Source organism: Flavobacterium sp. 245, from assembly GCF_004362055.1.
Taxonomy (GTDB): Bacteria; Bacteroidota; Bacteroidia; order Flavobacteriales; family Flavobacteriaceae; genus Flavobacterium.
Genome location: NZ_SNXB01000003.1, coordinates 309297 through 327409, shown reverse-complemented (window position 1 = coordinate 327409; position 18113 = coordinate 309297). Strand labels below are relative to the sequence as shown.

Genomic DNA, 18113 nt, shown 5'->3' with positions numbered 1-18113 from the left:
GAATCATACTAAACATAAATATAATTTCCACTTATAAAATTGTTGAAAAGTTTAACAAATACCAGCGTATAAACTTTTTTTAAAGACAGGAATTTCGGGTTTTAATGGGTAAATTTGTGGAACTTCATAAAACCAAATACCACTATAATGGAAGAAATGCTTTTTTATGACCGAATGCAATTCGCCTTCACAATTACCTTTCACTATCTTTTTCCGCAACTTACAATGGGTCTTTCTTTGATCATTGTTTACTTCAAATGGAAATACCTTAAAACTAAAGACGAACAATACAACCACGCGACACATTTCTGGATGAAGATTTTCGCCCTGAATTTTGCGATGGGCGTTGTTACGGGAATTCCAATGGAATTTCAATTCGGAACAAACTGGGCTAAATTCTCCGAATTAACGGGCGGAATTATAGGCCAGACTTTGGCGATGGAAGGAATGTTTTCCTTCTTTTTAGAATCCTCTTTTCTGGGGATATTTTTATTTGGAGAAAAGCTCCTCGGCCACAAATGGCATTTTGTAACCGGATTATTAATTTGTATCGGTTCCTGGGCCAGCGGATTTTTAATCATCGCTACACATTCGTGGATGCAGAATCCGGTGGGTTATGAAATTATCGAAAACGGAAAATTTGTCCTCAATAATTTTCAGGCTTTATTTTTAAATCCGTGGCTTTGGCCTTCCTATTTGCACAATCAGGCCGCTTCTTTGGTTACGAGTTCTTTTGTCGTTGCAGGAATTGGTGCTTTCTATATTTTGAGTAAAAAGAATATTTCTTTTGGAAAATTATTCTTGAAAACCGGAGTTATCTTCGGATTGATTTCGAGTATTGTAGTTGCAGTTCCAACGGGAGATTTACTGGCAAAAAATGTCGTGAAATATCAACCGGTAACTTTTGCAGGAATGGAAGGAATTTTTCATACCGAGAAAAAAGGTTCAGAAATTGTCTTAATCGGTCAGCCTGATGTTAAAGACAAAAAACTAGACAATAAAATCGCTGTTCCAAATATTCTAAGTTTCCTTACTTATGGAAACTGGGATCAAGAAATTAAAGGTTTGGATCAATTTGAAGAAGATTTGCATCCAACAAATATTTCTGGGTTGTATTATGCGTATCATATTATGGTTGGTCTCGGAACTGTATTTATTGGTTTAATGGTTCTCTCACTTTTTCAATTAATAAGAGGTAAATTATTCGAAACCAAATGGATTCTATGGTCACTTATGTTTATGATGCCATTTCCATACATCGCGAATACAACGGGCTGGTACACGGCCGAATTAGGAAGACAGCCGTGGCTCGTTTATAATTTAATGCGAACCGCAGCAGGTGCGTCGCCAACGGTTTCTTCAGGAAATACTTTGTTTACATTGCTGGGTTTTATTGGATTGTACCTTTTGCTCGGAATGTTGTTTTTGCTTTTGATTGGAAAAATTATCAATAAAGGACCTCATCACGTGGAACTTTCAACAGAAAAAATATAAATATGGAATTTTTTTGGTACGTAGTTTTAATGGGAATTTTGGCTGTTTATCTAGTTTTAGATGGCTACGATTTTGGCGCAGGAATTATTCATTTATTTTTTGCCGATACTGAAAGAGATAAAAAAGTAATCACGAATTCAATTGGTCCGTTTTGGGATGCTAATGAAGTTTGGTTGATTGCTGCCGGAGGCGTTTTATTTTTTGCTTTTCCAACATTATACGCATCTTCTTTCAGTGGTTTTTATTTGCCTTTGATTATGATTTTATGGCTTTTGATTTTTCGTGCCATCGGATTAGAAATGCGCGGACAAGTGCATAATCATATGTGGGAAGCGATTTGGGATAAAGCTTTCGGAATTGCAAGTTTGCTTTTGGCACTTTTCTTCGGAATTGCTTTAGGAAATATCGTTCGCGGTGTTAATCTCGGAATGGTGCAAAACGGTGTTTCGACACAGGAACCACATTTTTTCTTTCTGCCATTATGGAATCCAACTTTTAGTCCGCAGGCAAATGAATTGGGAATTATTGACTGGTTTACACTTTTCTTAGGAATTGTGAGTACCGTCGCCTTAACCATTCACGGTGCTAATTGGATTATTTATAAAACAAATTCGTCTCTAAACCCAAAACTTAAAAATGTGGTTTTTAGATTGAATATCGTTTTGCTGATTCTGGTTTTTATTTCACTTCAAATTTGGCATTTTATCGAACCTCAGCCGTTTCATAATTTTATTGAAAATCCAATTTTATGGTTTTTCCCAATCATGACTTTTGTTGGAATTTTAGGATTATTCAAAGTCCGTTCCTTTAAAAAAGACGGCCACGGATTTCTGTTTTCAACCCTATTTTTAGTTGGAGGATTTGCTTCGACAGCCGTTTCAATTTTTCCGAATGTTTTGCCTTCAACTAATAATGTAAATCCGTCGTTAACGATTTATAACACCGCCGCTGGAGAATATGGTTTGAACGCAGGTTTGAGCTGGTTTTTTATCGCTTTGTTTTTGGTGATTGTTTATTTTGTTATTCAGTATCGTGTTTTTAGCGGGAAGATGGATGATGTTGGGTATGGAGAGCATTAGAGGTTTTTTTGCTGTTAATTTGCTCCGCCTTTGTGTTTAATATTGTAGTGTGGTTGCTTCGTTCCTCGCAATGACCTAGCGTGCGTCTTTGCGAGGAACGAAGCAATCTCATTTTGTATTTCTTTTAAATAGTAATGAAAACCTCAACGTACCTGAGTCTGTGTTAGGGATAGAAGCGTTATCCTTTTTTAGTTTCACCTTTGTCAAAGCCTGAAACTTTGACAAAGACTACTCTACAAGTAAACTAAATTGAAAATATTTAAAAATCTACACAAATTTGCCGAATTAGTGTGATGTTAAATGCTTTAGAATAAAACCTCTTTTGCAATAATATAAATTCCCATCACGAGAACAAACCAGCCGAAAAGCGGTTTTAACTTTGCGCCGTCAATTTTTTTAGAAAGACGGCTTCCGATAAACATTCCGAGAAGTGCCATTCCTGAAACGCCTAATAAAAAGGGGTAATTTATGGGAGTTCCGATGTATAAATCGCCTGCAAAACCTATTGAAGAATTGATTGTAATAATTAAAAGCGAAGTCCCAACGGCTTGTTTCATGGGTAATTTGGCAAAGAATAAAAGTGCCGGAATTATTAAAAATCCACCGCCAGCTCCCAGAAATCCTGTTACAATTCCGACTAAAAAGCCAATTATGCTTAATTGAAGATAATTTGTTTCGGCGCTTTTTATTTCGGGTTGTGGTTTTTGAATCATCGAAATTGCTGCGGTAATCATTAAAACCGAAAAGACAATCATAATCAGAAAATCTTTCGAAACAGAATAAGAAGCGATTGAAAACAGGGTAGAAGCAATTTGCGGAAAAATAACTTCACGAATAATCAAAATCGAAATCACTGAAGGAATCGCAAAATACAATGCCGACTTTAATTTTAAATTTCCCATTTTGTAATGAGTGTAGCTTCCGGAAAGTGCGGTCAAACCAACAATAAATAAGGAATAAGAAGTTGCTTGCTCTGGATTTACTTTAAATAAATATACGAGAATTGGAATAGTCAGAATCGATCCTCCACCGCCAATTAAGCCCAGCGAAATCCCGATTATGATTGAAGCAAAATAGCCTATATATTCCATTGCATTTGTTTTGATGCAAAGTTGCTTCGGAAATTAGAAACCTACAGTAACATTTATCACATAAGGATTGTGAAAATTATTTTACCATTAAGATATTAAGAAAGTTAAGTTTGCATGCGTTTAGCTAGCAAAGAAAATTAAGTAAGAGAGCCTTAATCTTTCTTAAGAAAAGCTAAGCAGTAATCTTAACTTTCTTAATATCTTAATGGTTAAAAACAAAAATTAAATGTTTAATTTTTTATCAAAAGTTCTATTTGGTTGCGATTGAGCTTGACCAAACCTCGTTGTTCCATTTTTTTAAGTAATCTTGAAACGACTTCTCGAGAAGTGTTTAATTCGGTTGCGATTTCTTGGTGCGAAAGTTTAACTTCAGAACAGCCACAAGCATCAGAATGTCTTTTTAAGTAAAATTCCAAACGTTCATCCATAGAACGAAAAGCGATATTGTCGACAACTTCTAAGACTTCTTCAAAACGACTTCTATAGGTTTCAATTACAAATTCATACCAGGAACGGTGTTCCATCATCCATTTGTCCATCATTTGCAACGGAATCATCATAACAGTAACATCTTCGACAACTTTTGCCATGATTTGGCTTTTTTCGCTTTTGGCAGTACAAATCATCGAAATGGCGCAGGCTTGCCCGGGCTGTAAATAATACATTAAAAACTCGCCGCCATCTTCGCCCTCACGATATATTTTGATTTTTCCTTTAAGTATCAAAACCGTGTTTTTAATATATTGTCCGGTACGCATTAAAATGGTTCCGGCTTCAAAATCTTGCTGGTTTCCGTTTTCTTCAATAGTTGAAACTAGTTCATTGGAAAAATTTGGAAAGATATTTTTTAAGGAGTTTTGCATTGTAACTTTTTTTTTTTGCCACGGATTTCAGGATTTATGCTAATTAATTCGTGAGAATTTGTGCAATTCGTGGCTAATGTTTTTGTCAAAATCGAATTAAAAATTATAATTCTTTACAAAGATAATAGATTCGGCTGGCATTAATTGTCAGAAAACTGTAATTAAGATGCATTTTGTGCAAATGCAAAAAACCTATTTTCTATCGATTTTATAGAGTGAATTTTTAAAAATAGTAAGTAAATTTGTAAATCACTGATTATAATCCTTTCTCTAAAACGTTTTCTGAGAATAATAATCGAAATCGCATTTGGTACGTTTTTAATTAATAGAAACGTCGTAATTTTACAAAAACACCTATTACTATGAATTTATCACAAGAAGATTGGGTTGCTCAGCTAAACGCTGACGAAAATGCAGTTATACTTGATGTAAGAACTGAAGACGAATTTAATGATGGCTATATTGAAAATGCTGTAAACATTGACATCAATAAAGGTCAGGGTTTTATTTATGAAATCGAAGAATTAGATAAAAACAAAAACTATTATGTGTATTGCCGTTCTGGAGCCAGAAGTGCAAAAGCTTGTCAAGTTATGAATGAATTAGGTATAGAAAATGCCTATAACTTGCTTGGCGGTATACTGGATTGGGAAGGCGACACCATACAACCATAATAAGGAAGAAGAGGCGCAAAAAGCCTCTTTTTTCGTTTTAAAATGCTATTAATAACCAAACTATAAATTACCAGATTATGAGTTTAATACCCGAAGAATATCAGATCAAAAGTCTGATAAATCAAGATACCTATCTTGTAAATGGAGAATTGAAAAAATGGACAGGGCAGACAACACCAGTATTTTCGACGATTTCATCAACTGAAAAATACACTCCAACATTATTAGGATCGATTCCGTTTATGGCAGAAAAAGAAGCTGCCGAAGTAGTCGAAGCTGCAAACACCGCCTATAATAAAGGTCAGGGTTTATGGCCAACTATGAAAGTGGTTGACCGTATAAAATGCATGGAGAATTTTGTAAAACAGATGAAAGCGACCCGCGAAGAAGTGGTGAAACTTTTAATGTGGGAAATTGGAAAAAACCTTGGAGATTCGCAAAAAGAATTCGACAGAACGGTTGAATATATTTACGATACAATTGCTAGTTATAAAGAATTAAACGGACGCAGTTCACATTTTGAAAAAGTGCAAGGTGTTAATGCGATGATTCGTCGTGGACCGCTTGGAGTGGTTTTATGTCTTGGACCGTACAATTATCCTTTAAATGAAACTTTCTCTTTGTTGATTCCGGCTTTGATTATGGGTAATACCGTGATTTTTAAACCAGCTAAACATGGTGTTTTATGTATTTCGCCATTGTTAGAAGCTTTTAGAAGCAGTTTTCCAAAAGGCGTTATCAATATTGTTTACGGACGCGGAAGAGAAGTAGCTTCGCCAATTATGAAATCTGGAAAAATTGATGTTTTGGCATTAATTGGAAACAGTAAATCGGCGATTGCTTTGCAGGATCAGCATCCAAACAAAAACAGACTTCGTTTGATTTTAGGTTTAGAGGCTAAAAATCCAGCGATTATTTTACCGGACGCCGATTTAGATTTGGCTATTCAGGAATGTATCGCGGGAACTTTATCTTTTAACGGTCAGCGTTGTACGGCTCTAAAAGTGCTATATGTTCACGAATCAATCAGAGAAGAATTCAACAAACGTTTCTCTGAAAAAGTAGACAGTCTGGGATTTGGAAATCCTTGGGAAAAAGGAGCTTCTTTGACACCGCTTCCAGAAACAGACAAACCAGCCTATATTCAAGGATTAATTGACGATGCAAAAAGCAAAGGCGCACATATCCTGAATGAAAAAGGCGGAAAACATACAGAAAATTTTATTTTCCCAGCCGTTTTATATCCAGTAAATAAGGAGATGAGGGTGTATCATGAAGAACAATTTGGTCCAGTGGTGCCAATTATTTCTTTTAATGATATCAACGAACCTCTTGACGATATGGCCGAATCAAATTATGGCCAGCAAGTGAGTTTGTTCGGAAAAAATATCAAAACGTTAGCACCGCTTATTGATGCTTTGGTAAATTTAGTGTGCCGAGTTAACCTCAACAGTTCTTGTCAGCGTGGGCCAGATGCGTTCCCGTTTACAGGTCGTAAGGATTCTGCTGTTGGAACTTTAAGTATTCCGGATGCTTTGCGTTCTTTTTCAATACGTACGTTTGTAGCTTCAAAAGATATCGATTATAATAATGAAATTTTGCAGGAATTGCTAAACAGCAAAGAATCAAATTTTATTAATACCGATTATATTTTGTAGTCATCAGGGTTATATATTAATTGTAGGGGCCGTCTTTTTCTTTCTGAAAGAGACGGTTTTTTTTTATGAGATGCTAAGATGCTAAGATACTAAGATGCTGAGGTTCTAAGTTTTTTACTTTTAGGCTTTGCTCAGCCTCACAAACCTGAAACCTGAAACCTGAAACCTGAAACCTGAAACTTGAAACCTGAAACTTTAATTTTTTTTAACTCAATTGTAACAATAAGTTAAAAATATCCACTAATATTATATCAAATTAAATCATCAAAATCTTAAAACAATTTATGAGAAAAAATTCACTTCGGTTTTTATTAATTGCTCTTGCATTTTTTGCACAAAACAGCTTTGCACAAGAGCTTTACATGCCTAGAAATATAAAAAATGCTTATGAAAAAGGCACACGTTCGATGGACGGAAAACCTGGGAAAAATTATTGGCAGAATCACGGAAAATATACGATGGAAATTACCGTTGATGCCAAAACAAAAATAGTGAGCGGAACTGAAACAATCGAGTACTCAAACAATAGCAATGATACGTTAAAAAACTTGCCTATTCGATTTGTAAACAACCTTCATAAACCATCTTCGCCAAGAAGTGGTAGTGTTAGCCAAGATTTTTTAAGCGACGGATTGACGCTGACATCTTTAAAAATTGCTGGTGAGGTATACAAAGAAGATGGAAGAAACTGGGGAACTGTAGGGAATGTAAGACTCAAAAAAGCGATTCCGCCTCATTCTAAAGTAACAATCAATATTGATTGGAATTATCCTTTGTCTAAAGAAAGTGGGAGAGAAGGACAAATTGACGAAACTACTTTTTTTGTAGCTTACAGTTATCCTCGTGTTTCAGTTTTTGACGATTATAATAGATGGGACAGATTGCCTCACACAGATCGTCAGGAATTTTACAATGATTTTAATGATTACACGTATTCGGTAAAAGCGCCTAAAAACTATGTGGTTTATGCGACTGGAGATTTGCTGAACCCAGATGAGGTTTTACAGCCTGAGTTTGCAGCGCGTTTAAAAAAATCGTATGTAACTGATGAAATTCTGCATATCGCAAATGAGCAGGAAATGAAAAACGGATTGGTAACAAAACAAAATGACTGGAATGTATGGAAGTTTGAGGCTAAACATATTTCAGATGTTTGTTTTGGATTAAGTGATCATTATTTGTGGGATGCCAGCAGTGTTGTAGTAGATAAAAAAACGAATAGACGTGCGAGTGTTCAAGCGGCTTATGACGTAAAAGGAACTGATTTTGTGGCTTCGGTAAAAAATAATCAATATGCTTTAGATTGGTTTTCGAACAATTGGCCGGGAGTTCCGTATCCGTTTTCTAAAATGACCGCTTTTCAAGGTTTTGCCGATATGGAATACCCAATGATGTGCAACGATTCGCAAATGGGCGACCCTAAATTTGCACAATTAGTTCAAGATCATGAAGTAGCACATACTTATTTTCCTTTTTATATGGGAATCAATGAAACGCGTTATGCTTTTATGGATGAAGGCTGGGCAACAACTTTTGAATATTTAATTGGAATTGCTGAACACGGTAAAGAAGCAGCTGATAAATTCTACAAAGAGTTTAGAGTAAAAAACTATATTAATGATACCTCAACAGAAGAAGATCAGCCTATTATTTCGATGTCATCTCAGGTTTCTGATGCGGGTTACGGAAACAATTCTTATGGAAAAGCATCTCTTTCTTACATTGCTTTAAAAGACATGCTTGGTGATGATGTATTCAAAAAAGCGCTTCACGCATACATGGATAATTGGAACGGAAAACATCCAATTCCGTGGGATTATTTCAATTCATTTAATTCGGCAACAGGAAAAAATCTGAATTGGTTTTTTAATAATTGGTTTTTTACTAATAATTACATTGATCTTTCGGTTAAGAATGTGGACAATAATAAAGTGTCAATTGAAAATGTAGGAGGTTTTGCTGTTCCGTTTGATATAGTAGTAGTGTATGCTGATAATACTGCTGAAACGATTCATCAAACACCAGCAGTTTGGGAAAAGAATCAAAAATTAGCAGTAATTTTTCTAAAAAATAAGAAAGAAATTAAACAGATTACTATTGATGGCGGTATTTTTATGGACGCGTCACCATCAAATAATTTTTGGCTGAATAAACAATAATAGAAACGAAAGTGGAAATGTCTGGAGAAAAGGAGCTTGAAAAGTTGCTTAAAACGATGAAACCCAAACATAAATTGGGCGATTATGTTTTTTGCAAAGTGGAGCGATTAGAAGGTTTGAATTTGGATGAAATTGAAATGATTTTTAGGGAAGAGGAAGCCATAACGCTGATTCTGAAAAAAGAAGTTGCTTCAAAATTAAATTTGGATTATTCGATTGTAATGTCTTGGATTACACTCTCTGTTCATTCTTCATTAGAAGCAGTTGGTTTGACTGCCGCTTTTTCTAAAGCACTTTCAGAACAGCAAATAAGCTGTAATGTTGTTGCAGCATTTTATCACGACCATATTTTTGTCAATGAAAATGATGTTGCAAAAGCGATGGAAATTCTAAATTCATTTTCAAATCTGGAATAAAATTTTATTTCATTTTTAAATTATCCTTTTAAAACTGCTTCAAAAATGGAGCAGTTTTTTTTATTCTAATTATTGTGGGAAACCGTAATTATTAGAATTTTTAATTTACTAAGTTTGCGGAAATTTAAAAAAACAAACCCCAAACCAATGAAAAATTATCTTATTCTTGTTTTTATGCTGTTTTCAATAAAAAATATGGCACAAACGGATGTTAAAACCAAGTTTCAGAAAAACAAATACGATCTGGCCGTTTCTTATTATAAAAAATCAGATTTCAAAAATGCATTAGATTTATTTTCTATTGCATCTAAACTTAAACCTGAAAACGAATTAGGAAAAGAATCTATTAAAAAGGTAGATGCTCTAAAAACTATTTTAAGAGATGATGCTTTAAATTACATTGTTGGTACTTGGAGATTAGCTGGAGACAAACCTACTTGGGCGCAGGCTTCGGATGCAGATACTAATCAAATTGAAGAAATAGTTGAAATAAGCGAAGAAAAGATTATGTTTTATGAAATTGACAAGAAAACGCAAATCAAAAAACTGATTAAAACCGAAGACTTAAAATATTATAATAAAGATGCGTCAGATGCATCATTTTCAGATATTATTCTTTCTGACGGAACCATTTGGAGCTGTCTACTGAATAAAGAAACAAATGTATTGCGTGTTATTAATATTGGAAAAAAGACTCAAACTAGGGTCGAAACAATAACCAGCGATAATGAAGAAGCTTATTTTGTAAAAATGAAATAATAAAAAAAGGGAATCAATTTTGATTCCCTTTTTTTATGTTTTGCTGTGTATTTTATAAAAATTTAAATCCGACAGAAAGATTCGAAACTCCAGTTTTAATACTTCTTCCAGAAGGATCAAGATCAGTTACTCCGGCAAGATACCTGTAATCAATCGTAAATCGCCACAAATCAACTCCGGCGCCACCTAAGAAACTGCTGTTGTTTCGTTCAAAAGCAATAAAATTAAGATTGTTGCTTGCATTTATATCAGAATAGTTTTTCCAATTGTAGCCAACAAAAATCCTTACATTTCCTAATTTTCCTAGTGGAAGAACTTTTAAACCGGCTAGTAAAGTAGCATCGGTTCCTCCAAGCTTGTATTCTGTCTCTCCAATTCCGGTTTGCGAAACACTAAATTTTGATTCCGCATATCCAAATTCCCCCTGAGCATAAAAAAGAGCCAGATTTACACGTACAAATCCCGCAAAACCATAACCAGTCCCTGAGCTTTTAGAGCTGAAATCGTCTGTAATAGCAGAAGTTATATTAGTAGAGAATTGAGGACCAACTTGTATTAACTGTGCAAATCCATTGGCACAAATACATAATAATGTAGCAAGAAAGAATTTTTTCATAACTGGTTTTATTTGTTTTTGATTCCATAAAATTAATTATAATTAATTTAAATGGAATGATTTTTCTGATTTATTTTATGGTATCTTTTTGATAATGAGAATGGTGGTGTTTTTTGTTTGAAAAGAAAATAGCATTTTTAAATGGTGTAAATTTGGCTATAGATCAAATACGTTTTAAAAATGAAAATTAAAGCAATTCAACCTTCGCAAACTTGGCAAATTCGTCATGAAGTAATGTGGCCTGAACAGCCTTTTGAATTTGTTCAATTAAAAGAAGATGATTTTGGGTTTCATTTTGGTGCTTTTGACGATGAAAAACTGGTTTCGATTGTTTCTTGTTTTTTTACTGAAAAGGAAATGCAGTTTAGAAAGTTAGCGACTTTAGAGGAATATCAAGGAAAAGGAATTGCATCTGAATTGCTGAAATTTATTTTAAATCTTGCAAAACAAAAGAAAATGAAGCGAGTTTGGTGCAATGCCAGAAGCAATAAAAAATCATTTTATGAAAAATTTGAAATGAAAGATACCCATCAAACTTTTATCAAAGCAGAACAGGAATTTACTATAATGGAAATTTTGTTATAGAAATTAAATGCATTTTTGCTGAATAAGATATACAAAGTCAGATAGTTGTGATTTTGGCAATTTTGACTTCATTATAAGCTTTAGCTTGAGAAGATTCTAATTCATAGTCGTTTTTTTATGATTTTTCTGTATAAAAAAATAAGATTTTAATAAAAATGATACTTTTAAAAATAATGAAAACGTTTTCGTTTTTATAAAATGTTAAAGCTTATTAAAAAATATTTTTTTGTTTAGATACTTTGCTTACTTTCGCACCCAAATGAGAAAGTTAATAGTATTTTTAGTATTCATGAATTTGCTTCTGTCAGGCGGAGGCCAGTATTTGAATGCAAGTACTTTTGGAGCTTCTCACCATCATAATTTTGAAAAAAAGCACCGTGTAAAATTCACTCATCAAGAGCGTGGCACTTCACTTATTGAAGATGCTGATATCGATCTTGAAGAAGATTTACTTGGAAATGATGATGTTAATGATGGACTTACTACCAAATTTGTTGCAGTTAATTACAGTTTACTTGATAACTGGTATTTGACTTTTTCAGATCAGTCTGCAACAAATGAATCAAATCGTTTTAAAATTTTTGCGTCTTTTCTTGCGCTTTCAAATCCTATTTACATTACGCAACGCGTATTAAGAATTTGATTCAACAATATACATCGGTTACCTGTTGTGTAATCCTGCTGTCTTGTTGATGTATATTTTTCTACTTCTTCTTGTTTAAAAGTGAGGTTATAATTTACTGGTTTCTGATGCATTTTTCCATCTAGAGGAATCATTGTATTCCAAGCATCCAATCGCTTAATTTCCAAACTAAATCATGAAAAGAATTATTTTGTTCACAGGCTTAATTGCCTTTGTGTGCCTTGTTAGTTGTACAACTAAAAAAGAAGAGAAAGAAGAAGTGGAAACGTTCACTGTAACGAATCCGGTAAAAATTGATACTTCATTTACTAAAGAATATGTTTCGCAGATCAAATCGGTCCGAAATATTGAAATCCGTGCCCAAGAAAAAGGGTTCTTACAAAACATTTATGTTGATGAAGGGCAGTTTGTAAAAGCTGGCCAGCTGTTGTTTAAAATTATGCCAAATATGTATCAGGCAGAATTGCTTAAAGCGCAGGCTGAACAAAAATCAACTGAAATTGAATTGCAGAATGCTAAACTTTTAGCAGATAAAAATATCGTTTCTAAAAACGAATTAAGTGTTGCTCAGGCTAAATTGCAATCAGCAAAGGCAGAAGTTTCATTAGCAAAACTTCATTTGTCATTTACAGAAATCAGAGCGCCGTTTGACGGAACAATTGACCGTATTCCATTAAAATTGGGAAGTCTTATTGACGAAGGCGAATTATTGACAAGCCTTTCAGACAACAGTCAAATGTTTGCTTATTTCAATGTTTCTGAGCCGGAATACCTTCAGTATCAAACAAATGTTAAAGATCGTGCTGATAATAAAGTGGCGTTGGTTTTAGCTAATGGGGACACTTTTAAAGATAAAGGAAATGTAGAAGTTATCGAAAGTGAATTCAACAACGAAACTGGAAATATCGCTTTCAGAGCTAGATTCCCAAATTCAAGCAGATTGCTTAGAAACGGAGAAACTGGACAAGTCCAAATGAATGTTCCGCTTAAAAATGCTATCGTAATTCCACAAAAAGCGACTTACGAAATTCAGGATAAAAAATATGTATTTATCGTGGGCAAAGACAACAAAGTAACTTCAAGAGAAATTACGATTACTGGTGAAATCCCTGATTTGTATGTTATTAAAACCGGACTTTCTGAAAACGATAGAATTTTGCTTGACGGAGTTCAAAAAGTAAAAGAGAACGACAAAATTAAATATGAATACCAAGCCCCTCAAAAGGTAATAAATAATCTTCGCGTAAAAGCAGAATAGAAGATTTGTTTCAGGTTTCAGGTTTCAAGTTTCAGGTTCAGTGCGAAACTTGAAACTTGAAACCTGAAACTAACAAAACTTTTTACATGGTTTAATCATTAAAAAAAATAAAAATGTTTAATAAATTTATTCAAAGACCTGTTCTGTCGATAGTAATATCGCTGATAATTGTCTTTTTAGGGGTATTGTCGGTATTGAATTTACCAATTACGCAGTTCCCTTCTATTTCTCCTCCAATGGTAAACGTTACAGCCGATTACCCTGGATCGAATGGTGAATTGATGATCAAGTCGGTTGTAATTCCGTTGGAAAGAGCCTTAAACGGTGTTCCTGGAATGAAATACATGACTTCTGATGCCGGAAATGATGGTGAAGCAAGTATTCAGGTTGTATTTAATTTAGGTACAGATCCAAATCAAGCTGCAATCAACGTTCAAAACCGTGTGGCTTCGGTTACTAATAAATTGCCACCATTGGTAGTTCGTGAAGGTGTTAAGATTACGCGTGAGGTTCCGAGTATGTTGATGTACGTGAATCTTTATAGTACGGATAAAAATACCGACATGAAGTTCTTGTACAACTACGCTGATATCAACGTATTATCAGAATTAAAAAGGGTAAACGGAATTGGATCTGGAGATATCTTAGGAACACGTGAATATGCCATGCGTATTTGGTTGAAACCTGATCGTATGTTAGCTTACAAAATATCTGCTGATGAAGTAATGGAAGCATTGTCTAGTCAGAGTTTGGAGGCTTCGCCTGGTAAAACGGGTGAAAGTTCTGGTAAACGTTCTCAAGCTTTTGAGTACGTATTAAAATATTCTGGACGTTTTACAACCAAAGAACAATACGGAAATATCGTAGTTCGTTCAAATTCAAACGGAGAACTTTTACGTTTGAAAGATATTGCAACTGTTGAATTTGGAAGCTCGATGTATGATATTTATTCCAATTTGAATGGAAGACCATCTGCAGCGATTGTATTGAAACAGTCTTTTGGAAGTAACGCGAATCAGGTTATTGAAGATGTAAAAGCGAAATTGGAAAAAATCAAACAGAAATTTCCAAAGGGAATGGATTATGAAATCTCTTATGACGTTTCTAAATTCCTTGACGCTTCTATCGAAAAAGTAATTCACACGCTTGTCGAAGCATTTATCTTGGTAGGTTTAGTGGTGTTCCTTTTCTTAGGAGACTGGCGTTCTACTATTATTCCTGCAATTGCGGTACCAGTATCATTGGTAGGAACATTTGTGTTCATGACCTTCTTTGATATTTCCTTGAACTTAATTACGTTGTTTGCCTTAGTATTGGCAATTGGGGTCGTCGTCGATGATGCTATTGTGGTAATCGAGGCCGTTCACGCTAAGATGGAAGAAGAACATCTCTCGCCTCTTAAAGCTACTAAAAAAGCAATGCATGAAATTGCTGGCGCTATTGTAGCAATTACATTCTTAATGGCTGCAGTATTTATTCCGGTTGCATTTATGTCAGGTCCTGTTGGAGTTTTCTACAGACAGTTCTCTATAACAATGGCAACGGCAATTATACTTTCTGGTATTGTGGCATTGACTTTAACACCAGCGCTTTGTGCAATGATGTTGAAAAACAATCATGGTACGCCTAAAAAGAAAACACCAGTAAATAGATTTATTGATGGTTTTAACGAAAAGTTCAACTTAGCGCAAGGCAAATACCAAAATGTATTAGCAAAAATTGTTGACAGACGAGTTGTAACCTTTGTTGCTCTTATTGGTTTCTGTATTGGAACTTGGTTCATAAGCAGTACGGTTCCATCAGGATTTATTCCGAATGAGGATCAGGGAATGTTCTATGCTATTATTCAAACTCCTCCGGGTTCATCATTAGAGCGTACAAATAATATTGCCGAGAAACTGCAGAAAATATCTGAAAGTGTAGAAGGTGTAAAATCAGTTTCGTCATTAGCAGGTTATGAAATTTTGACGGAAGGAACAGGTTCAAACGCCGGAACATGTTTGGTTAACTTAGAAGACTGGAACGATCGTAAACAGTCGGTGCAGGAAATTATGACCGAACTGGAAGAAAAATCAAAAGATATTCCGGGTGCAAATATTGAGTTTTTTCAACCGCCAGCAGTACCTGGTTATGGAGCAGCGGGAGGATTTGAGCTTCGTTTATTGGATAAAACCGGTTCTGGTGATTTCAAAAAAATGGAAGCTGTAAATAAAGAGTTTGTTGAAGAATTAAATAAACGTCCGGAATTATCAAACGTATTTAGTTTCTTTAGTGCGAGTTTCCCTCAGTATATGATGAAAGTCGATAATGATTTGGCACAGCAAAAAGGTGTTTCTATCGAAAATGCGATGAATACTTTGTCAACTCTTGTGGGAAGTAACTACGAAATCAGTTTTATTAAATACGGAATTAACTATAAAGTAATCGTTCAGGCTTCTCCAGAATATCGCGCACAGCCAGATGATATCTTAAAACTGTATGTGAAAAATAATCGTGATGAAATGGTTCCTTTTTCTGCCTTTATGAAATTAGAAAAGGTTTATGGACTTTCAGAAATCACAAGACACAATATGTACAACTCTACTGAAATCAGTGGTGGAGCTGCTCCAGGATACAGTTCTGGTACAGCAATTAAAGTAATTCAGGAAGTTGCGGCTAAAAAATTGCCTCGAGGATATGACATTGACTGGGCAGGTATTTCTGCCGATGAGGTTGCTCAGGGTAATCAGGCGATTTGGGTATTCTTGATCTGTTTAGGATTTGTTTACTTGGTTTTAGCGGCGCAATACGAGAGTTTTATTTTGCCATTATCAGTAATTCTTTCTTTGCCAGCGGGTATTTTTGGAGCTTTCCTTTTATTGAAATTCACAGGATTAGAAAACAATATCTACGCGCAGGTTGCAATGGTAATGCTAATTGGTTTATTAGGTAAAAATGCCGTATTGATCGTGGAGTTTGCGATTCAAAGACACGCTGCAGGAAAAACAGTTCTTGAAGCAGCAATGGAAGGAGCAAAAGCAAGATTCCGTCCTATTTTGATGACTTCGTTTGCTTTTATCGCTGGTTTGCTTCCGCTTGCTTTTGCAACTGGTCCTGGTAAAATTGGTAACAGAACGATTGGTACCGCAGCGGCTGGAGGTATGCTTATCGGAACGATTTGCGGGGTATTCCTAATTCCGGGATTGTATTACATCTTTGGACGAATTGCCGAGAAACATAAGTTGGTAAAACATGAAGAAGAGAATCCATTAACTGAAGAAATTGACAACAATCATGTATAAATTAAAAGTATATAAATATAGTGCCGTATTGGGATTATGTCTTGCTGCAGTGAGTTGTAAAACTCCTGCTCCTGAGACTGCAACTGCCAGTGCGCCGGTTCCGCAATCTTTTGGTACTGCTGCCGCTCAGGATACAATCAATACCTCAACTGTAAAATGGAATGAGTTCTTTAAGGATCAAAATCTAGTTGATTTAATTGATGTGGCCCTGAAAAATAATCAGGAGTTAAACATGACGCTGCAGGAAATCGAAATCGCAAAAAATGACGTTAGAGTTCGTAAAGGACTTTTATTGCCAACAGTTGGCGTTCGTGCCGGAGCTGGAGTAGAAAAAGTAGGAAGGTACACCAGCCAAGGTGCTGGTGATGCCACTACAGAAATTAAACCTGGTGTTGAAACGCCAGATCCGCTTGGTGATTTTACAATTGCTGCTTATGCAAACTGGGAAGTTGATATCTGGAAAAAACTGCGCAATTCTAAAAAAGCAGCAGTAAATAGATATTTAGCAACTGTTGAAGGGAAAAACTTTGTAGTTACTAATCTTATTTCTGAAATAGCCGATTCCTATTATGAATTATTAGCTTTAGACAGTCAGCTTGATATTGTAAAACAAACGATTACTTTACAAAGTAACGCTTTAGAAATTGTAAAAATTCAAAAGCAGGCGGCAAGAGCAACAGAACTTGGGGTGAAGAAGTTTGAGGCTGAAGTACTGACTTCAAAAAGTATGGAGTTTGATATTCTACAGCAAATTAAAGAAACGGAAAATAAAATTAATTTCTTGTTAGGACGTTATCCGCAGGAAATTAAAAGAACAAACACAAACTTCCTGACTTTATTGCCAGCTTCAGTTAGTGCCGGAATTCCGTCTCAATTATTAATGAATCGTCCTGATGTTAAACAGGCCGAATTAGAGTTAGTTGCTGCGAAATTAGATGTAAAAGTAGCTCGTGCAGAGTTTTATCCATCACTTGATATTTCTGCTGCTTTTGGAGTTCAAGCATTTAAGCCATCTTACTTGTTTACGTTTCCTGAATCACTTTTATATTCATTAGCTGGAGATCTTGCGGCACCGCTGATCAATAGAAATGCAATTAAAGCAGAATTTTCAAGCGCAAATGCAAGACAGCTTCAAGCATTATACAATTATGATAAAACAATTTTAAACGCTTATTTAGAAGTATCTAATCAGCTTTCTAAGATTGATAATCTGCAAAAAGGATATGATTTAAAATCACAGCAGGTTACTGCATTAAACAAATCAATTGATGTGTCGAACGATTTGTTTAAATCAGCTCGTGTAGATTATTTTGAAGTTTTAATGACGCAACGCGACGCATTAGAAGCAAATTTAGAATTGATTGATACTAAAAAAGAACAACTTAACGCTGCGGTTCATGTTTATAGAGACCTAGGCGGGGGTTGGAAGTAGAATGCCCATTTTAATTAGTTATTAGTAGAGGCCTCTCAGAAGTTAAATTCTGAGAGGTTTTTTTTAGATAAAACAAACCAGATTAATCCCAAAGCTGCACTGGAC

At 35.0% G+C, this 18113-nt stretch carries 15 protein-coding genes; 12 read left to right on the top strand and 3 right to left on the bottom strand.

Annotated features, from left to right (window positions below; translation table 11 throughout):
* Window positions 1-147 precede the first annotated feature (147 nt).
* Window positions 148-1494: a cytochrome ubiquinol oxidase subunit I gene (locus EV145_RS07470; RefSeq protein WP_133524594.1), complete on the top strand. Its 1347-nt coding sequence runs from the start codon at window positions 148-150 to the stop codon at window positions 1492-1494.
* A 2-nt stretch (window positions 1495-1496) separates the two neighbouring features.
* On the top strand, window positions 1497-2573 hold the full coding sequence (cydB, locus tag EV145_RS07465; RefSeq protein WP_133524593.1) for a cytochrome d ubiquinol oxidase subunit II: 1077 nt from the start codon (window positions 1497-1499) through the stop codon (window positions 2571-2573).
* Window positions 2574-2878: 305 nt separating this feature from the next.
* Here the strand turns inward: cydB and EV145_RS07460 are convergent, their stop codons facing one another.
* Together EV145_RS07460 and EV145_RS07455 are read right to left on the bottom strand one after the other, a co-directional pair.
* Complete coding sequence (locus EV145_RS07460) at window positions 2879-3664, bottom strand: sulfite exporter TauE/SafE family protein (RefSeq protein ID WP_133524592.1); 786 nt, start codon at window positions 3662-3664, stop codon at window positions 2879-2881.
* A 230-nt stretch (window positions 3665-3894) separates the two neighbouring features.
* Complete coding sequence (locus tag EV145_RS07455) at window positions 3895-4527, bottom strand: Crp/Fnr family transcriptional regulator (protein WP_133524591.1); 633 nt, start codon at window positions 4525-4527, stop codon at window positions 3895-3897.
* 362 nt (window positions 4528-4889) lie between these two features.
* Between EV145_RS07455 and EV145_RS07450 the strand changes: the two genes are divergently transcribed.
* The 5 genes from EV145_RS07450 to EV145_RS07430 all read left to right on the top strand — a co-directional run bounded on the left by EV145_RS07450 (window position 4890) and on the right by EV145_RS07430 (window position 10193).
* On the top strand, window positions 4890-5201 hold the full coding sequence (locus EV145_RS07450; protein ID WP_133524590.1) for a rhodanese-like domain-containing protein: 312 nt from the start codon (window positions 4890-4892) through the stop codon (window positions 5199-5201).
* 77 nt (window positions 5202-5278) lie between these two features.
* Window positions 5279-6859, top strand: a complete 1581-nt coding sequence (locus EV145_RS07445; RefSeq protein WP_133524589.1) for an NADP-dependent glyceraldehyde-3-phosphate dehydrogenase — start codon at window positions 5279-5281, stop codon at window positions 6857-6859.
* Between the two features lie 284 nt (window positions 6860-7143).
* Complete coding sequence (locus tag EV145_RS07440; RefSeq protein ID WP_133524588.1) at window positions 7144-9018, top strand: M1 family metallopeptidase; 1875 nt, start codon at window positions 7144-7146, stop codon at window positions 9016-9018.
* A 17-nt stretch (window positions 9019-9035) separates the two neighbouring features.
* The gene (locus tag EV145_RS07435; RefSeq protein WP_133524587.1) at window positions 9036-9434 is read left to right on the top strand and encodes an ACT domain-containing protein; all 399 of its coding nucleotides are present in this window, start codon (window positions 9036-9038) and stop codon (window positions 9432-9434) included.
* 147 nt (window positions 9435-9581) lie between these two features.
* Window positions 9582-10193 carry a hypothetical protein gene (locus tag EV145_RS07430; protein ID WP_133524586.1) on the top strand — a complete coding sequence of 204 codons (612 nt, stop codon included), beginning with the start codon at window positions 9582-9584 and terminating at the stop codon, window positions 10191-10193.
* Between the two features lie 52 nt (window positions 10194-10245).
* Here the strand turns inward: EV145_RS07430 and EV145_RS07425 are convergent, their stop codons facing one another.
* Window positions 10246-10809 carry a hypothetical protein gene (locus EV145_RS07425; protein WP_133524585.1) on the bottom strand — a complete coding sequence of 188 codons (564 nt, stop codon included), beginning with the start codon at window positions 10807-10809 and terminating at the stop codon, window positions 10246-10248.
* A gap of 180 nt (window positions 10810-10989) precedes the next feature.
* Between EV145_RS07425 and EV145_RS07420 the strand changes: the two genes are divergently transcribed.
* The 5 genes from EV145_RS07420 to EV145_RS07400 all read left to right on the top strand — a co-directional run bounded on the left by EV145_RS07420 (window position 10990) and on the right by EV145_RS07400 (window position 18008).
* Window positions 10990-11394 carry a GNAT family N-acetyltransferase gene (locus EV145_RS07420; protein ID WP_133524584.1) on the top strand — a complete coding sequence of 135 codons (405 nt, stop codon included), beginning with the start codon at window positions 10990-10992 and terminating at the stop codon, window positions 11392-11394.
* A 259-nt stretch (window positions 11395-11653) separates the two neighbouring features.
* Window positions 11654-12037, top strand: a complete 384-nt coding sequence (locus tag EV145_RS07415) for a hypothetical protein (protein ID WP_133524583.1) — start codon at window positions 11654-11656, stop codon at window positions 12035-12037.
* Window positions 12038-12212: 175 nt separating this feature from the next.
* The gene (locus tag EV145_RS07410) at window positions 12213-13295 is read left to right on the top strand and encodes an efflux RND transporter periplasmic adaptor subunit (protein ID WP_133524582.1); all 1083 of its coding nucleotides are present in this window, start codon (window positions 12213-12215) and stop codon (window positions 13293-13295) included.
* Window positions 13296-13408: 113 nt separating this feature from the next.
* The gene (locus tag EV145_RS07405) at window positions 13409-16576 is read left to right on the top strand and encodes an efflux RND transporter permease subunit (protein ID WP_133524581.1); all 3168 of its coding nucleotides are present in this window, start codon (window positions 13409-13411) and stop codon (window positions 16574-16576) included.
* Window positions 16569-18008 (top strand): TolC family protein, encoded by a 1440-nt coding sequence (locus EV145_RS07400; RefSeq protein WP_133524580.1) that lies wholly within the window; start codon window positions 16569-16571, stop codon window positions 18006-18008. Before EV145_RS07405 ends, EV145_RS07400 begins: the two co-directional genes overlap by 8 nt.
* Window positions 18009-18113 lie beyond the last annotated feature (105 nt).

Coding starts and splice junctions, on each gene's coding strand:
- EV145_RS07470 (WP_133524594.1), top strand. CDS start 148: ATGGAAGAAATGCTTTTTTATGACCGAATGCAATTCGCCTTCACAATT.
- cydB (WP_133524593.1), top strand. CDS start 1,497: ATGGAATTTTTTTGGTACGTAGTTTTAATGGGAATTTTGGCTGTTTAT.
- EV145_RS07460 (WP_133524592.1), bottom strand. CDS start 3,664: ATGGAATATATAGGCTATTTTGCTTCAATCATAATCGGGATTTCGCTG.
- EV145_RS07455 (WP_133524591.1), bottom strand. CDS start 4,527: ATGCAAAACTCCTTAAAAAATATCTTTCCAAATTTTTCCAATGAACTA.
- EV145_RS07450 (WP_133524590.1), top strand. CDS start 4,890: ATGAATTTATCACAAGAAGATTGGGTTGCTCAGCTAAACGCTGACGAA.
- EV145_RS07445 (WP_133524589.1), top strand. CDS start 5,279: ATGAGTTTAATACCCGAAGAATATCAGATCAAAAGTCTGATAAATCAA.
- EV145_RS07440 (WP_133524588.1), top strand. CDS start 7,144: ATGAGAAAAAATTCACTTCGGTTTTTATTAATTGCTCTTGCATTTTTT.
- EV145_RS07435 (WP_133524587.1), top strand. CDS start 9,036: ATGTCTGGAGAAAAGGAGCTTGAAAAGTTGCTTAAAACGATGAAACCC.
- EV145_RS07430 (WP_133524586.1), top strand. CDS start 9,582: ATGAAAAATTATCTTATTCTTGTTTTTATGCTGTTTTCAATAAAAAAT.
- EV145_RS07425 (WP_133524585.1), bottom strand. CDS start 10,809: ATGAAAAAATTCTTTCTTGCTACATTATTATGTATTTGTGCCAATGGA.
- EV145_RS07420 (WP_133524584.1), top strand. CDS start 10,990: ATGAAAATTAAAGCAATTCAACCTTCGCAAACTTGGCAAATTCGTCAT.
- EV145_RS07415 (WP_133524583.1), top strand. CDS start 11,654: ATGAGAAAGTTAATAGTATTTTTAGTATTCATGAATTTGCTTCTGTCA.
- EV145_RS07410 (WP_133524582.1), top strand. CDS start 12,213: ATGAAAAGAATTATTTTGTTCACAGGCTTAATTGCCTTTGTGTGCCTT.
- EV145_RS07405 (WP_133524581.1), top strand. CDS start 13,409: ATGTTTAATAAATTTATTCAAAGACCTGTTCTGTCGATAGTAATATCG.
- EV145_RS07400 (WP_133524580.1), top strand. CDS start 16,569: ATGTATAAATTAAAAGTATATAAATATAGTGCCGTATTGGGATTATGT.